The sequence below is a fragment of the Kitasatospora sp. NPDC056327 genome, assembly GCF_042261735.1.
Lineage (GTDB): Bacteria > Actinomycetota > Actinomycetes > Streptomycetales > Streptomycetaceae > Kitasatospora.
Genome location: NZ_JBHJRC010000021.1, coordinates 1 through 13,953 on the forward strand (window position 1 = coordinate 1; position 13,953 = coordinate 13,953).

The 13,953-nt window shown below is 77.1% G+C and carries 9 protein-coding genes; 3 read left to right on the plus strand and 6 right to left on the minus strand.

Going from position 1 to position 13,953, the window contains the following annotated elements; translation table 11 throughout:
* Positions 1-431 precede the first annotated feature (431 nt).
* Both ACFCX4_RS05515 and ACFCX4_RS05520 read left to right on the plus strand, forming a co-directional pair.
* Entirely contained in the window at positions 432-3,575 is a 3,144-nt protein-coding gene (locus ACFCX4_RS05515) for a BTAD domain-containing putative transcriptional regulator (RefSeq protein WP_376139136.1), read from the plus strand.
* A 52-nt stretch (positions 3,576-3,627) separates the two neighbouring features.
* Positions 3,628-5,088: a VWA domain-containing protein gene (locus ACFCX4_RS05520; protein ID WP_376139137.1), complete on the plus strand. Its 1,461-nt coding sequence runs from the start codon at positions 3,628-3,630 to the stop codon at positions 5,086-5,088.
* A 68-nt stretch (positions 5,089-5,156) separates the two neighbouring features.
* Here the strand turns inward: ACFCX4_RS05520 and ACFCX4_RS05525 are convergent, their stop codons facing one another.
* The 5 genes from ACFCX4_RS05525 to ACFCX4_RS05545 all read right to left on the minus strand — a co-directional run bounded on the left by ACFCX4_RS05525 (position 5,157) and on the right by ACFCX4_RS05545 (position 10,045).
* Positions 5,157-7,130, minus strand: coding sequence for an ATP-binding cassette domain-containing protein (locus ACFCX4_RS05525; protein WP_376139138.1), 1,974 nt, complete (start codon positions 7,128-7,130; stop codon positions 5,157-5,159).
* Entirely contained in the window at positions 7,127-7,450 is a 324-nt protein-coding gene (locus tag ACFCX4_RS05530) for a hypothetical protein (protein WP_376139139.1), read from the minus strand. The genes ACFCX4_RS05525 and ACFCX4_RS05530 overlap by 4 nt, the downstream gene beginning before the upstream one ends.
* Before the next feature lie 230 nt (positions 7,451-7,680).
* Positions 7,681-8,133, minus strand: coding sequence for a hypothetical protein (locus tag ACFCX4_RS05535; protein WP_376139140.1), 453 nt, complete (start codon positions 8,131-8,133; stop codon positions 7,681-7,683).
* Positions 8,134-8,383: 250 nt separating this feature from the next.
* Complete coding sequence (locus ACFCX4_RS05540) at positions 8,384-8,989, minus strand: TetR/AcrR family transcriptional regulator (RefSeq protein ID WP_376139141.1); 606 nt, start codon at positions 8,987-8,989, stop codon at positions 8,384-8,386.
* A gap of 93 nt (positions 8,990-9,082) precedes the next feature.
* Positions 9,083-10,045: a quinone oxidoreductase gene (locus tag ACFCX4_RS05545; protein WP_376139142.1), complete on the minus strand. Its 963-nt coding sequence runs from the start codon at positions 10,043-10,045 to the stop codon at positions 9,083-9,085.
* Between the two features lie 276 nt (positions 10,046-10,321).
* Here ACFCX4_RS05545 and ACFCX4_RS05550 point away from each other — a divergent pair, with 276 nt between their 5' ends.
* Positions 10,322-13,120 (plus strand): AAA family ATPase, encoded by a 2,799-nt coding sequence (locus ACFCX4_RS05550; RefSeq protein WP_376139143.1) that lies wholly within the window; start codon positions 10,322-10,324, stop codon positions 13,118-13,120.
* A gap of 51 nt (positions 13,121-13,171) precedes the next feature.
* Here the strand turns inward: ACFCX4_RS05550 and fabG are convergent, their stop codons facing one another.
* Positions 13,172-13,915 (minus strand): 3-oxoacyl-ACP reductase FabG, encoded by a 744-nt coding sequence (fabG, locus tag ACFCX4_RS05555; RefSeq protein WP_376139144.1) that lies wholly within the window; start codon positions 13,913-13,915, stop codon positions 13,172-13,174.
* Positions 13,916-13,953 lie beyond the last annotated feature (38 nt).

The window sequence follows — 13,953 nt, forward strand, 5'->3', positions numbered from 1 at the left end:
GCGGTGGCTCCGGTCGGAGCGGCGGCTGCCGCGAAGGTCCCGTTCATGCGCATTGATGGCCGTTCTCCCGGTCGGACGCCGTGCGGACGACGCCCGGCCGCCGGGGTCTGTGCCCGGGCCGCGGTCCGGTGGTCTCAGACGGTGTCCGTGCCGATGCCGGCGGACGCCGGGGGCGTGACGGCGGGTACGGTGGCTCCGGTCGGAGCGGCGGCTGCCGCGAAGGTCCCGTTCATGCGCATTGATGGCCGTTCTCCCGGTCGGACTTCCTGGTCACCACGCTCGCGGCCGCCGCCCAGGATCGGCTTCGGGTTCACTATGGCTTGACCACGACCACCGGCCGGGTGGTGTGCGGACGAGAATGGGAACCGCGCCGAGAAGCGCTTCGAGGGGCGCCGCGCGCAGGGCGCCGAACCACCACGCCGGGGGGCACCATGGTGAAGGTCAGAATGCTCGGTCCGCTGTCCGTGCTGGTCGGCGACAGATCCGCCGACCTGCCGGGCGGGCGTGCCCGGGTGGTCCTGGGTGTGCTCGCGCTGCGCTGGGGGCGCTTCGTCCCGGTCGAGCACCTGGTGGACGCGGCCTGGCCCGACGCACCGCCGGCGACGGCCCGCGCCCAGGTCCAGGCGCAGGTCTCCGCGCTGCGCCGGGCGCTGGACGCGGCGGGGGCGCCCGGGGGGCTGCTGGCGACGCGAGGCGGCGGTTACCTGCTGGACGCGGCGGCGGGTGACAGGGATCTCGACGAGTTCCGACGGCTGGTGGCGCAGGGGCGCACGGCGGCGGCCGAGGGGCGCGCGGAGGAGGCCGTCGTGTTCTTCCGCGCCGGTCTCGCGCTCTGGCAGGGCGCGGCGTTCGGCGATCTGACGAGCCCCTACCTGCGGGACGCGGCGACCGGTCTTGAGGAGAGCCGGCTGCTCGTCCTGGAGGAGCTGGCGGCGGCCGAACTCGCCCTGGGCCGCCATGCCGAGGTCGTGGTGGAGCTGTCCGAGCTGGTGGCGCTGTACCCGCTGCGCGAGCACCCGGTCGGGCTGCTGATGCTGGCCCTGTACCGGTCGGGGCGGCGCGCGGACGCGCTGGCCGCGCACCGGGACCTGCGCCGCCGGCTGGTCGACGAGCTGGGGGTCGAGCCGGGTGACCGCCTGCGGGACCTGCACCGGCGGATCCTCGCGGACGACCCGTCGCTGGCGGCCCCGGCGGTCCCGGCCGCACCCACCGCAGCGCCCGTCCCCGCCACGCCGCCCGTGGCTCCCGCCGAACCCGGGGCACCGGGGGAGCCGGCCGACCCCGCCGCACCGCCGGCGCCGCCCGGGCGGCCCGCCGTGGCCGGGCGCACCGGCCGCCGCCCGTGCGCCCGGCCCGAGAACCACGACCTGTACGGCCGGGAGGACGACGTCAGCGAGGTCACGGACCTGCTGGGCCGCCACCGGCTCGTCACCCTCGTCGGATCCCCCGGGGTCGGCAAGAGCCGGCTCGCCCGGCGGATCGCGTCGCTCCCCGCCCTCGTGGACGGACCCCCGGACGGCGCCGCCGGCGCCCACGGCCCGGCCGAGGGCGCCGGCGGACCGGTCTGGATCGTGGAGGTGGACACCCTCACCGACCCCGCCGGCGTGCCCGCCGCCGTGGCGACCGCCGTCGGCGTCCGCGCCGGATCCGCCGAGCCCGCCCGGACCACGCTGGCCCGCCACCTCGGCACTGCCGGACCGGCCCTGCTCGTCCTGGACGGCTGCGAACCCGTGCTCGACGCCTGCGCCGCGCTCGTCGACTCGCTGCTGGACTCCTGCCCGGACCTCGTCGTCCTGGCGACCACCCGCGAACCGCTGGCGGTGAGCGGTGAGACGCTCTGGCAGGTCCACCCGCTGGCCGTGCCGGACAGCGCCGACCCGGACGTCGTCCGCTGCTCGCCCGCCGCGCAGCTGTTCGTCGCCCGCGCCACCGCCAAGGCGCCCGGCTTCCGCTTCTCGATGGATGACGCGCCCCTGGTCGCCCGGGTCTGCCAGGCCGTCGAGGGCCTGCCGCTGGCCCTGGAACTTGCGGCGGCGCAGCTGCGGTCGGCCTCCCTGCCCGAGCTCGTCGAGCGGCTGGCCGACGGACAGACGGTGCTGCTCTCCCGGCGCCGGGCCCATCCGGCCCGGCACCGTTCGCTGACGGCCGCCATCGACTGGAGCCACGAGCTGCTGACCGCCCGCGAGCAGCGGGTGCTGGCCGGGCTGGCGGTCTTCCGCGGCGACTTCGCCCCGGACGCGGCCCAGGAGGTGCTGGCCGGTCCGGGCCTCCCGGCCGCGGCGGTCGCGGACGCGGTGCGCGGCCTCGTCGAGTGCTCCCTGGTCGGCGCGGCCACCGCCGACGGCTCGACCCGCTACCGGCTGCTGGAGCCGGTCCGCCAGTTCGCGCAGGACCGGCTGGAGGAGAGCGGCCTGGCGGGAGGGGCGGCGGACCGGCACGCCGGGTACTACTGCCGGCTGGCCGAACGGACCACGGCGCCCGGGGTGCCGCGCCCGGACGGCGGGCACGAGGCGGTGGTGCGGCGCGAGGCCGCCAACATCCGGGCCGCCCTGCACTGGTCGCTGGGCTCGCCCGACCCGGCGACCGGACTGCGGCTGGTCGGCGCGCTCGCCTGGTACTGGTGCGGGCTTCCCGCCGAGGGACAGGACTGGGTCCGGCGGGCCCTGACCAGGCTGGACGAGGCCCCGCCGGCGCTGCGGCAGCGGGTCTGGTTCGCGGCGGGGCAGATCTCGACGAGCTCCGACCTCGACAGCGCGGCCGGCTACCTGGCCCGGGCCGCCGCCGACGCCGCGGAGGCCGGGATGGCCGGGGCGGAGTCCGAGGCACTGTGCCGGCTGTCCATGGTGCGCTACCTCCAGGGGCACGCTCCGGAGGCCCACGCGACCGCCCGGGAGGTGTTGGCCCGGACGCTGCCGTCCGGCGACCGGTTCGCGATCGCCCAGCTCGAACTGGTCGTCGGCATGACCGCGGTGGCCGTCGGCGACCTCGACACGGCCCGGAGCCGGCTGCGAAGCGCCGCCGAGGCGTTCGAGCGGCACGGTGACGCCCCGTGGCTGGCGTCCGTCCACTGGGCGCAGGCCGAACTGGCCCACTTCGCGGGAGACCCGCACGGAGCGGTGGCCAAGTCCCTCGCGGCGATGCGCAGTTCCGCCTACGGGACGGACCTCTACGCCACCACCTACCTGCGCGAACAGGCGGCCCGCTGCGCCTACGCGGCGGGCGACCGGGAGGCCGCGGTCGGCTGGCTCCGGCAGGCGCTGCGCAGCTGTCTGGACCACGGCATCCTGGTGCCCGCCGTCGACGCGGTGGCCACCGCCGCCCGGCTGGAGGCCGACTCCGGGCGGTTCGGGCGAGCGGCCGTCCTCTGGGCGGGCGTGGCCGAACTGCGCGCCGTCACCGGACGCCGGCCGACCCCGGCGGAGGAGCCGTCGGTGGCGGAGTTCGCCGCGCTGCTGCACTCCCGGCTGCCCGGGCCCGCCCACGAGGAGGCGCTGCGCGCAGGCGGGGGGCTCACCGCGGGGCAGGTGATCGCCCGGGCGCTGGCGGCGGTCTCCCGGGAACCGGAGGGCGTCTGAAGGGGGTCCGCCCCCCCGGGAGGCCCGGCCGGGGGCCGGGCAGACTGTGACCATGACGGAGAGAATCCTGAGCCCGGGTGCCAACCTGCCGGTCGAGGCGGCGGCCGTCCGCGTCGAGCTCAGCTGGTCGGCCGCACCCGGCGGGCCCGGGGCCGCCGTGTGGGCAGTGCTGCTGACCGCGGACGGCCGGGTGCGCGGCGACGGGGACCTGGTGCACCGCGGCCGGCCCCGGCACGCCTCCGGTGCGGTGGCGCACCGGGGCCGGGAGGGCGACGGCACCGGCGCGGTGACGGGCCGGGTGGAGGTGGACCGGGTCGAGGTCGACAGTGTGGAGGTGGACCTCGCGGCGGTGGAGGCGGAGGTGACGCGGATCGTGCTGGCCGCCTCGGGGGAGGGCGGCGCCCTCGGGCAGGTGCGGGGGCTGTCGCTGCGGCTGGTCGACGCGGGGACGCGGGCCGGGCCGGTGCGCTTCGACCTGGCGGCCGGGGCGGAGAGCGTGCTGATCGGCGGCGAGCTGTACCGGCGCGAGCGGCGGTGGAGGTTCCGCGCGCTCGGGCAGGGTTACGCCGCCGGAGCGGCCGGGCCGGCCGCCGACTTCGGGATCTCGCCGGAGGCGGTCGCGGCAGCGGTGGCACCCGCACCCGCACCCGCACCGGCGCCCGCGCGGACGCCGCCGCCGGTCCCGCCCGCACCGCCCGTCCTTCCCGCCCCGCCGGGGCCGGGCAGGGGGGAGGAACGCCTCCCCGCCGACGTGCGGGAACGGCTGTCGCTGCGCAAGCGCCAGGTCGCGGTGAGCCTCGGCAAGCACGGTGCCGCCGGGATCGTCGCCCGGGTGGTCCTGGTGCTGGACGCCTCGGGTTCGATGGCGGCCCTGTACAGCCGGGGCGTGGTGGCCGGCGTGGTGGAGCGGGTGGCCGCGGTGGCCGCGCAGCTGGAGGACGACGGGGCCGTGCAGGCCTGGACGTTCGCCACGAACCCGGCGCGGCTGCCCGACCTGAGGGTGGGCGAGCTGCCCGAGTGGCTGCGGCTGCACGTGCGGGTCGGGCAGCTGGAGCGGCTGTTCGGCCGCAGGCGGCAGCGGCGGCCCGGGCCGGCCGACGGGCCGGTCGACATGAGGGAGGTCGGGGTGGGCAACGAGGAGCAGAAGGTCATCGCCGAGGTCCGGGCCTTCGTGCGCGGGAACCCGGTGGCGGTGCCGACCCTGGTCCTGTTCTTCTCCGACGGCGGTGTCCACCGCGACGCGGAGATCGAGCGCGAACTGAGGGCGGCGGCGGACGAGCCGCTCTTCTGGCAGTTCGTCGGGCTGGGGCGCTCCGGTTTCGGGGTGCTGCAGCGCTTCGACGAGCTGCCCGGGCGGCGGGTCGACAACGTCGGCTTCTTCCCGGTGGACGACATCGCCGCCCTCCCCGACCCGGAGCTCTACGACCGGCTGCTCTCGCAGTTCCCCCGCTGGATCACGGCCGCCCGCCGGGCCGGCATCCTTCGCCAGGGCCGGGTCGGGCCGGGCCGGTGACGGCACGCCGCCCGCCGGTCCGGCCCGGTGCGGCAGACCGCCGTCCGCCGGTCGCCGGTCGCCGGTCGTCAGCCGTCGCCACCGGCCGCGGCCCCGTCGCCGCCGGTGCGCTGGGCCGGGACGGACGGGGTGCGGTCGTGCTGGAGGGCCCGGAGGTCGGCGAACATGCCCGGTGCCGCGGCCAGCTCGTCGAAGGTGCCCTCCTGGATCACCCGGCCGTGGTCGAGCACCACGACGCGGTGGGCGACCCGGGTGTTCTCCAGGTTGTGGGTGACCAGGACGGTGGCGCAGTTCCTGGCGATCTCGGCGAGGCCGGCGAAGATCCGGTGCTCGGCGCGCGGATCCATGGCGCTGGTCGGCTCGTCGAGGATCAGCAGGGTGCCGCTCCGGGCCCGGTGGAAGGCCGCGGCGGTGACCACCCGCTGCCACTGGCCCTCGCTGATCTCGGCGCCGCCCCAGAAGTCCTTGGCCAGCAGGGTGCCCAGGCCGTCGTCCAGCTCGGCGATCACCTCGTCCGCGCCGGTGGCGGCGGCGGCCTCCAGTACGGCGGCGTCGCCCCGCCCGTCCGGCTGCCCCAGGGTGATGTTCTGCCGGACGGTCAGCGGCCAGTGCGAGAAGTCCTGCTGCACCAGTGCCGTCTGCCGCCACAGCAGATCCGGGTCCAGGGCGCGGGTGGACACGCCGTCCCAGGTCACCTCCCCGCCGTCGGGCAGGGTGAGCCCGCACAGCAGCTTCATCAGCGTGGACTTCGCGGCCCCGTTGACCCCGACCACGGCGACGATCTCTCCCCGCCGGATCCGGAAGTCCACCCCGTGCAGGGCGACCCGGTCCGAGCCCGGGTAGGAGAAGGTGACCCCCCGGGCCTCGATCAGCGTGGTGGCCGGCGGGGGCCCGGCGGTTCCGCGGTCGAGCCGCTGGGCGCGGGCCATCGCGACGAACTTCTGCCAGTCCCCGACGTACAGCCCGGTGCGGTGGACGGCCGCCGAGTAGTTGGCGGCGCTGTGCAGGTCGGCGGAGGCCGAGCGCAGCGCGATCACCGCGGTGCCGGCCGAGGCCAGGGTGACCCGGCCGTCGGCGAGCAGCCAGGCCAGGCCGCCCCAGACCAGGAACGCCCCGGCGCCGGACGCGGCGGCCCCGTAGAGGCCGAGCACCGCGGCGCGCCGGGCGGCGAGGTCGGTGGCGTCGGTGACCCTGGCGGCGGCCCGGCGGTAGATGCCCAGCAGGAACGGCGCGAAGGTGTTGGAGCGGATCTCGGCGGCGTGCCGGCGGTCGCCGAGGTGCCAGCGCAGGACGCCGGCCGCCCGGTTGGCGCCGAAGGTCGCCATCACCGCCCGGTAGAAGGCGTTGGCCGCGGCGGTGCGCGCGAGCACCTGGGGGATCACCGCGAGGACGAGCAGCGGGAGCAGGACGGGGTGGATGGTGGCGATCACGAGGCCCGCCGCCACCAGCGCGGCGGTGTAGCCGATGACGTCGCGGGTCTGCGAGAGGAGGTCCCGGGTGGAGTTCGCGCCCCGGTCGCCGGCGTCCCAGGCGGCCTGGAACTTCGGGTTGTCGTAGGCGACGAGTTCGGCGCGGGTGGCGGCGTCGATGAGTTCCAGCTCGGCGGCCCGCGCGATCTTCGGGCCGATCCGCTCGGCGGCCCATTCGCTCGCGATCCGCAGCAGGGCGGCGGTCGCGGCCATCGTGGCGAGGAACGCCACGGAGGGCACCGAGCGGCCGAGCCGGTCGCCGACGGAGCCGGTGCCGGCCACCAGGTGGGTGAGCATGCCGGTGGTCGCCAGCAGGCCGAACGCCTGGGCCACCGCCGAGGCGACCGCGCAGGCGAGGAGCACGGTCAGGGCGCGCCGGTCGGCCTGTCCGCCGAGCCGCAGCGCCAGGGCGAGCAGCCGGGGGAGGGCGCGGGCGGTGGCCCGCAGGGTGGTCCTGCTGCCGTCGAGGATCTCGGCGTCGGCGCCCGGGGGCTGCCACTGCATCATGGCGGCGTCGTCGGAGCCGGCCTGGTCGGCGGAGCCGGCGGTGGTCGTGGCGGCGGGGGAGTTCAAGCGGTGGCCTCCCCCGTGAGCGACCGCTCGGCCAGGCGCCGCAGGTGCGCCTCGATGACGGCGCGGGGTGCGAAGCCGCCGTGGGCGACCAGGATCAGGGCGGCCACCGTGAGGTCGCGGGCGTCCCCGCGGGTGCCGTCCCAGGGGTGCGGGTGGTCACAGAGGGGGTCCGGGCCGGGGTCCGGGCCGGGGGCGGCGAGCACCCGGGTCGGCCCGGCGGCGGTGCGGAGCCGGCCGGGGAGGGCCGGTCCGGGGGGCGGGACGGAGATCGAACTCGGAGGGTCGGCAAGGGAGTTGGTGAGAGCCCAGGGTGCGTCCATGGCGCTGCATCCTGCCGCTCCCCGACGGCCCCTTCAACCCGGGCGGTTCCGGGCGAGCCCCGGCCGAAGGGTGGTTTTCGATTCGTGGACCGACGAGGGGTGTCACAGCGCGGCGGCCCGCTCGGTCGGACGGGTGACCGCCGGTGCGAGGCACCCGGCGGTTCCGGGGCACCCGCCCCGGTCACCGTCCGCGTCACCGCCCACTTCGACGACCACCCGGTGACCGGGCGTCAGGCCTTGACGGTGAGCCAGGCGCCGAGGCCGCTGCAGCCGCGGGCGTCGTAGGTGGTGCTGCGGTAGCCGGCGGGGATCGGGGAGTAGGGGCAGGTCCAGACGCCGTTGCGGACCAGTTCGTGGTACCAGGCGCCGACGCCGCTGCAGCCCCGGGAGTCGTAGTTCGTCAGAACGTAGCCGGAGACGATCGGTGAGCCGGAGCAGGTCCAGAGGCGGTTCTGGGCGGGCTGCTGGTACCAGGAGCCGTGGTTGTTGCAGCCGCCGGCGTTGTACATGGTGATGACGTAGCCGGCCGGGACGGGCGCGCCGGAACAGCTCCAGCTGCCGGAGGCCGCGGCGGCGGTGCCGGTGGTGGCGGCCGTGGTGCCGGTGAGGGCGGCGGCGAGGACGGCGATGGTCGCGGCCGCGCGTCCGGCGCGGGCCGACAGGCGGCGGGGGATCCTGGTCATGGTGGTGTTCCGATCGGTCGTCCCTCCCGGCCGGGGACGCGGCGCGGCGAGGGTTGGGCGGCGGGGACGTGCCGCACCCTAGCGGTGATGATCACGTCCTCGACAGGTCCGGGACGACCGATCGGCACACCTGGCCGAAACTCGACCGGACGGCCGGATTCCGGGGTTGCGCCCCGCCGTTCCCCTCCACTCCCGTCCACTCCCGTCGGCGGCCGCCCCGTCCGCGGTGCCCTCTCGGTGCGCCGGCCGGTCAGCCCGGTCGCCCGTCGGCCGAGGCGCGGAGGTGGGCGATGGTGCTGTCGAGGGCGGCCTCCAGGTGGGTGGAGCTGCCCGTGGTCATCAGGATCAGCACACCGCCCTGGACGGCGGCCAGCAGGGCGGCGGCCTCGCGGTCGGCGTCCAGCCCCGCGCCGATCCCGCCGGTGGCCTGCATCCGCCGGATGCCCTCGGCGAGCTGCCGCTGCCAGCCGGTGAGGAGCTCGCCCGCGACGGTGCGGGTCGCGTCCGTGGCGCCGCCCAGCTGGGCGAGGGCCGTGTGCAGCGGGCAGTCGCTGCCCTGCGCGCGGTAGCGGGCCACGATCTTGTCGCGCCACCGCTGCCAGGCGGGCCAGGAGGTGAGGGAGCCGAGTTCCGGCTGCTGCTCGTCGATCACCCGGGCCGCCTCGTGGCGGGCCACCGCGAGCAGCAGCGCGTCCTTCCCGTCCGGGAAGTAGTGGAAGAGCTGGCTCTTGCTCGTCCCGGTGCGGGCCATCACGTCCTCCAGCCGCACCGCGAAGACGCCCTGTTCGCGGATCTGCGCGGCGGCGCCCTCGACGATGCGCCGCCTGGTCGCGGCGCCCTTGCGGGTCAGGGTCACGGGTCCTCCCGGTGCTGCGGTGGTCGGTGCCCACCGTAGACCGGGGCCGGTCGGCCGGTGGCCCCCGTGGAGGACCGGGGCCGGGTGCCGGGGTCAGGGCAGCAGCAGGAGTTTGCCGGTCGTGCGGCGCGACTCCAGGTCCGCGTGCGCGCGGGCCGCCTCCGCGAGGGGGTAGCGGCCGGTGACGTGCGGGGTGAGCCGGCCCTCCCGGACCAGGTCGAACAGCTCGCCGGTGCGCCGCACCAGGGCCTCCCGGGTGGCGACGTGGTGGTGCACCACGGGGTAGGTCAGCAGGATGCTGTTCGGCAGGTCGGTGGGCCGCAGCGTCGGCACACCCATGAAGGGGCCGTAGTACGCGTGCACGCCGTGCGGGCGCAGCGCCGCCTGGGAGGAGTGGAAGGTCCCGCTGCCGCCCCCGTCGTAGACGACGTCGGCGCCCCGCCCGCCGGTCAGCTCGCGGACCCGCCGCTCGAAGCCGCCCCCGGAGTGGACCAGCACGTGGTCCGCGCCGGCCCCGAGTGCGACGGCGGCCTTCTCCTCGCGGGAGACGAGGCCGATCACCCGGCCGCCCCGGGCCTTGACGAACTGGGTGAGCAGCCGGCCGACGCCGCCCGCCGCCGCGTGCACCACGGCGGTGTCGCCCGGGCCGACCGGGTAGGTCTCGGTGCTCAGATGGCTGGCGGTCAGGCCCTGCATCAGCACGGCCGCCGCCGTCCCGTCGTCGATGCCGTCGGGCACCGCGACCAGCGAGCGGGCCGGGACGGCGAGCAGTTCGGCGTAGCTGCCGGGGTGGTAGAACCAGGCCACCCGGTCGCCGACGGCGAGGCCGGTGACCCCGTCGCCGAGGGCGGTCACGTACCCCATCCCCTCGGCGCCGAGGACGGCCGGCGCCGCCCAGCCCGGGCCGCCCTCGGCGCGGGCGCCGACGTCCATGTAGTTGACGCCGGCGGCGCCCAGGCGCACCAGCGCCTCGCCGGGGCCGGGGACCGGGTCGGGCAGCTCGGTCCAGCGCATGACCTCCGGGCCGCCGTGCTCCTCGATGCGGATCGCGTGCATGGTTCGACTCCTCGCCGTGGGGGCCCGGGGCGGGCCCGTCCGTGTCGGAACGGTCAGCACGTTAGGCCGCCGAAAATGGACCGGCAAGTCCAAAGTCCGCTGCTCAGAGGCGAGTTGACCGATGCCCCGGCGGCGTGTGAGGGTGCGGCGCGGAGCCCCGGCGGACGGCGCCCGGGCCGCCCGCCGGACCGGGCCGGACAGGTATGCCGGTCCGGCATACTGGACCCGGCCGGGGCGGCCACCTGCGGCGGGGCGGGTTCGACGAGGGGGAGGGCTGTGGAGGACAGGGGTGCGCCCGGCGCGCTCGGCACGGGGGACCCGCTGATCGGCCGGGACGACGACCTGCGGCTGGTCCGCGACCGGCTGCGGATCGGCTCGGGCGGCGGCGCGCTGCTGCTGGGCGGCGAGGCCGGGGTCGGCAAGAGCGCCCTGCTGGACGAGCTCGCCGGCGCCGCGGGCGCGGCCGGTGCCCAGGTGATCAGAGCCGCCGGCGTCGAGTTCGAGGCCGACTGCGGTTACTCGTGCCTCAACCAGATCCTCTTCCCGTTCCTGGGTTCCCTGGAACAGCTGGACGCCACCCTGCGCGAGGCGCTGCGGGTCGCGCTCGGCTTCGACAGCGGCCGCCCGCCCGAGCAACTGCTGGTCTCCAACGCCGTGCTGCGCCTCCTCCAGACGGTGGCCGGCGGCAGGGCCCTGCTGCTCGTCGTGGACGACCTCCCCTGGGTCGACCGGGCGAGCACCGCGGTGCTCGGCTTCGTCGCCCGGCGGGTGAACGGGCTCGGCGTCAGCCTCGTCGCGGCCGCCCGCTCCGGCGAGCTGCGCCCGCAGGAGGGCACCGGCTTCCCCGTCCACGACCTCCCGCCGCTCGACGACGACGCGGCGGCCCGGCTGCTCGGCAGCAGGTTCCCCGGGCTCGCCCGCGGTGCGCGCCGGCGGCTGCTCGCCGAGGCCGGCGGCAACCCGCTGGCGCTGCTGGAACTCCCGACGGCGCTGCGGCCCGCCGCCGCCGACTCACCCGCCGTGCTGCCCCTCACCCGCAGGCTGGAGACCCTGTTCGGCTCCCGGGTGGCCGGCCTGCCCGCGCCCTCCCGGCGGCTGCTGCTGCTCGCGGCCTTGGAGGGGACCGGCGACCTGGGCGTGCTGCAGGCCGCCGCGCGCCGCCGGGAGACCGGCTGCGACCTCGACGACCTCGCGGCGGTCGAGCGCGAACGGCTGGTGCACATCGAGGAGGACGGCCAGCGGCTGAGGTTCCGTCATCCGCTGATCCGCTCCGCCGTGGTGGGCCAGGCCCTGAGCGGCGAGCGGCGGGCCGCCCACGCGGCGCTCGCCCAGGTGCTCGCCGACCGCCCGGAACGCCGCGCCTGGCACCTGGGCGAGGCCACCCTGGAACCCGACGAGGAGGTGGCCGCACTGCTGGAGCACGCCGCCGGCCTCGCCCTGCGGCGCGGGGACGCCGCCGGGGCGATGCGCACGCTGGTCCGCTCGGCGGACCTCTCGCCCGAGGGGCCGGGCCGCAGCCGCCGTCTGGCGGAGGCCGCCTACCTGGGGGCCGAGTCCACCGGGGCGCTGTCGAGCGCCCGCCGGCTGCTGGACGACGCCCGCGAGGCCACCCCGGAGGGAGCGGGCTCGCTGCACTCCGCCACGGCGTCGGCGCTGCTGCTGCTCAACGGCGACGGCGACGTGGCCGCCGCCCACCGGCTGCTGAGCGCCGCGGTCGAGTCGGCCGCCGCCGTCCACGGCTACCGGGCCGACGACCGGGCCCTGGTCGACGCGCTGCACGTGCTGGCCGTGGTCTGTTTCTTCGGCGCCCGCCGGGACCTCTGGGAGGTCTACTACCGGGCGGTGGACCGCCTCGCCCCGGAGCCGCCCGCCATCCTCGCGGTGCTGGGGCGGACCTTCTCCGACCCCGTCCGCACCGGGGCGGCGGCCCACGGACGGCTGGACGCCCTGATGGCCGCGCTGGCGGACGACGCCGACCCGGTGCTGGTCACCCGGGTCGGCACCGGGGCGCTCTACCTCGACCGGCTCGGCGAGGTGCGCGAGCCCGCCTGGCAGGTGGTGCGGACCGGCCGCGACGGCGGCGCGGCGCGGCGCTACATCTCCGCGCTGATCCACCTCTGCCTGGACGACTACCTCACCGGGCTCTGGGACGAGGCGGTCGAGCTCGCCGACGAGGGGCTGCGGGCCTGCGAGGAGCACGGCTACCACGCCTTCGCCTGGTACTTCCGGTACATCCGGGCCATCGTGCTCGGCTCGCGCGGCCGCACCGCCGAGAGCCTGGCGACCGCGGCGGAGGTGATCGGCTGGGCCGACCGGCACGGCGCGCCCTGCGCCGCGCACTACGCGCACCACGCCGCGGCCGTCGCCGCGCTGGGCGACGGGGACCACGTGCTCGCCCGCGACCACGCCGCCGCCGTCAGCCCGCCCGGCACCCTCGCCTCGCACGCCCCGCACGCGCTGTGGGTGGCCGCCGTCCTCGTGGAGGCGGCCGTCCGCGGCGGCCGGCGGGAGGAGGCCGCCGCGCACGTGCGGGCCATGCGCGAGGCCGGCGTCGCCGCGGTCTCCTCCCGGCACGCGATGCTGGTCCAGGCGTCGGAGGCGCTGTGCACCGAGGACGACGGGGAGGCACTGCGCCTGTTCGAGCTGGCGCTGGCCGTCCCCGGAGCCGGGCGGTGGCGCTTCGAGCGGGCCCGGGTCCGGCTCGCGTACGGCGAGCGCCTGCGCCGGGCCCGGGCGAGCGTCGAGTCGCGGACGCCGCTGCGTGCCGCGCTCGCGGTCTTCGAGGAGCTGGGCGCCCGGCCGTGGGCCGTCCGCGCGGAGCAGGAGCTGCGCGCGGCCGGCGAGGGCCGGCGGCCGTCCGGCGCCCCGGGCGACCACGGGCTGAGCGCCCAGCAGCTGGAGATCGCCCGGCTCGCCTCCTCCGGGCTGACCAACAAGCAGATCGGCGAGCGGCTGTTCCTCTCGCACCGGACCGTCGGCGCCCACCTCTACCAGATCTTCCCGAAGCTGGGCGTCACCTCCCGCGCCATGCTGCGCGACGCGCTCGGCACCCCGCCCGGGGACGGTCCGGCCTGAACGGTCCCGCCCGCCGGGGGCGAGCGGGGGAGGGAACGGCACGGAACCCGGTCAGCGGAAGCCGCCGTCGATCCGGATCACCTCGCCGGTGAGGTAGCCCGCCCGGTCGGAGAGGAGGAAGGCGACCAGGTCGGCCACCTCCTCGGGACGGCCGAGACGCCGCAGCGCCACCTGGTCGAGGGACCGCTCGACGGCCTCCTCCGGGAGCCGGGCGACCAGCTCGGTGTCGATGTAGCCGGGGGCCACCACGTTGGCGCGGATGCCGTAGCGGCCGACCTCCTGGGCGAGCGAGCGGGTGAAGCCGATGATGCCGGCCTTGGTGGCCGCGTAGTTGGTCTGCCCGGGGTTGCCGCAGATCCCGGCGACCGAGGACAGGTTGACGATCGCGCCGTGGCGGCGCAGCGCCATGCCGTCGATCACCGCCCGGCACGCGTGGTAGACGCCGCTGAGGTTGACCTGGAGGACGTCCTGCCAGTCCTCGTCCTCCATCAGCAGCAGCGGGGTGTCGCGCAGGATCGCCGCCGAGGCCACCAGGGCGGTCACCGGCCCGAGCGCGTCCTCGGCGCCGTCGACCAGCTCGCGCACGGCGGCGGCGTCGGCGACGTCGGTGCGGCGGACGTAGGTGGACCGGCCGAGCGCGCGCAGCTCCTTCTCCAGCGAGCGGGCGGACTCGGCGTCGGAGCCGTAGCACAGGGCGACGTCGTAGCCGTCCTCGGCGAGCCGCAGGGCGGTGGCGCGGCCGATGCCGCGGGTGCCGCCGGTGATCAGCGCCACGGGGGTGGCCGTCCGGTTCATCGGGTGCCTCTCGGGTCGGTGGGGCGGGGCGGGTCGGG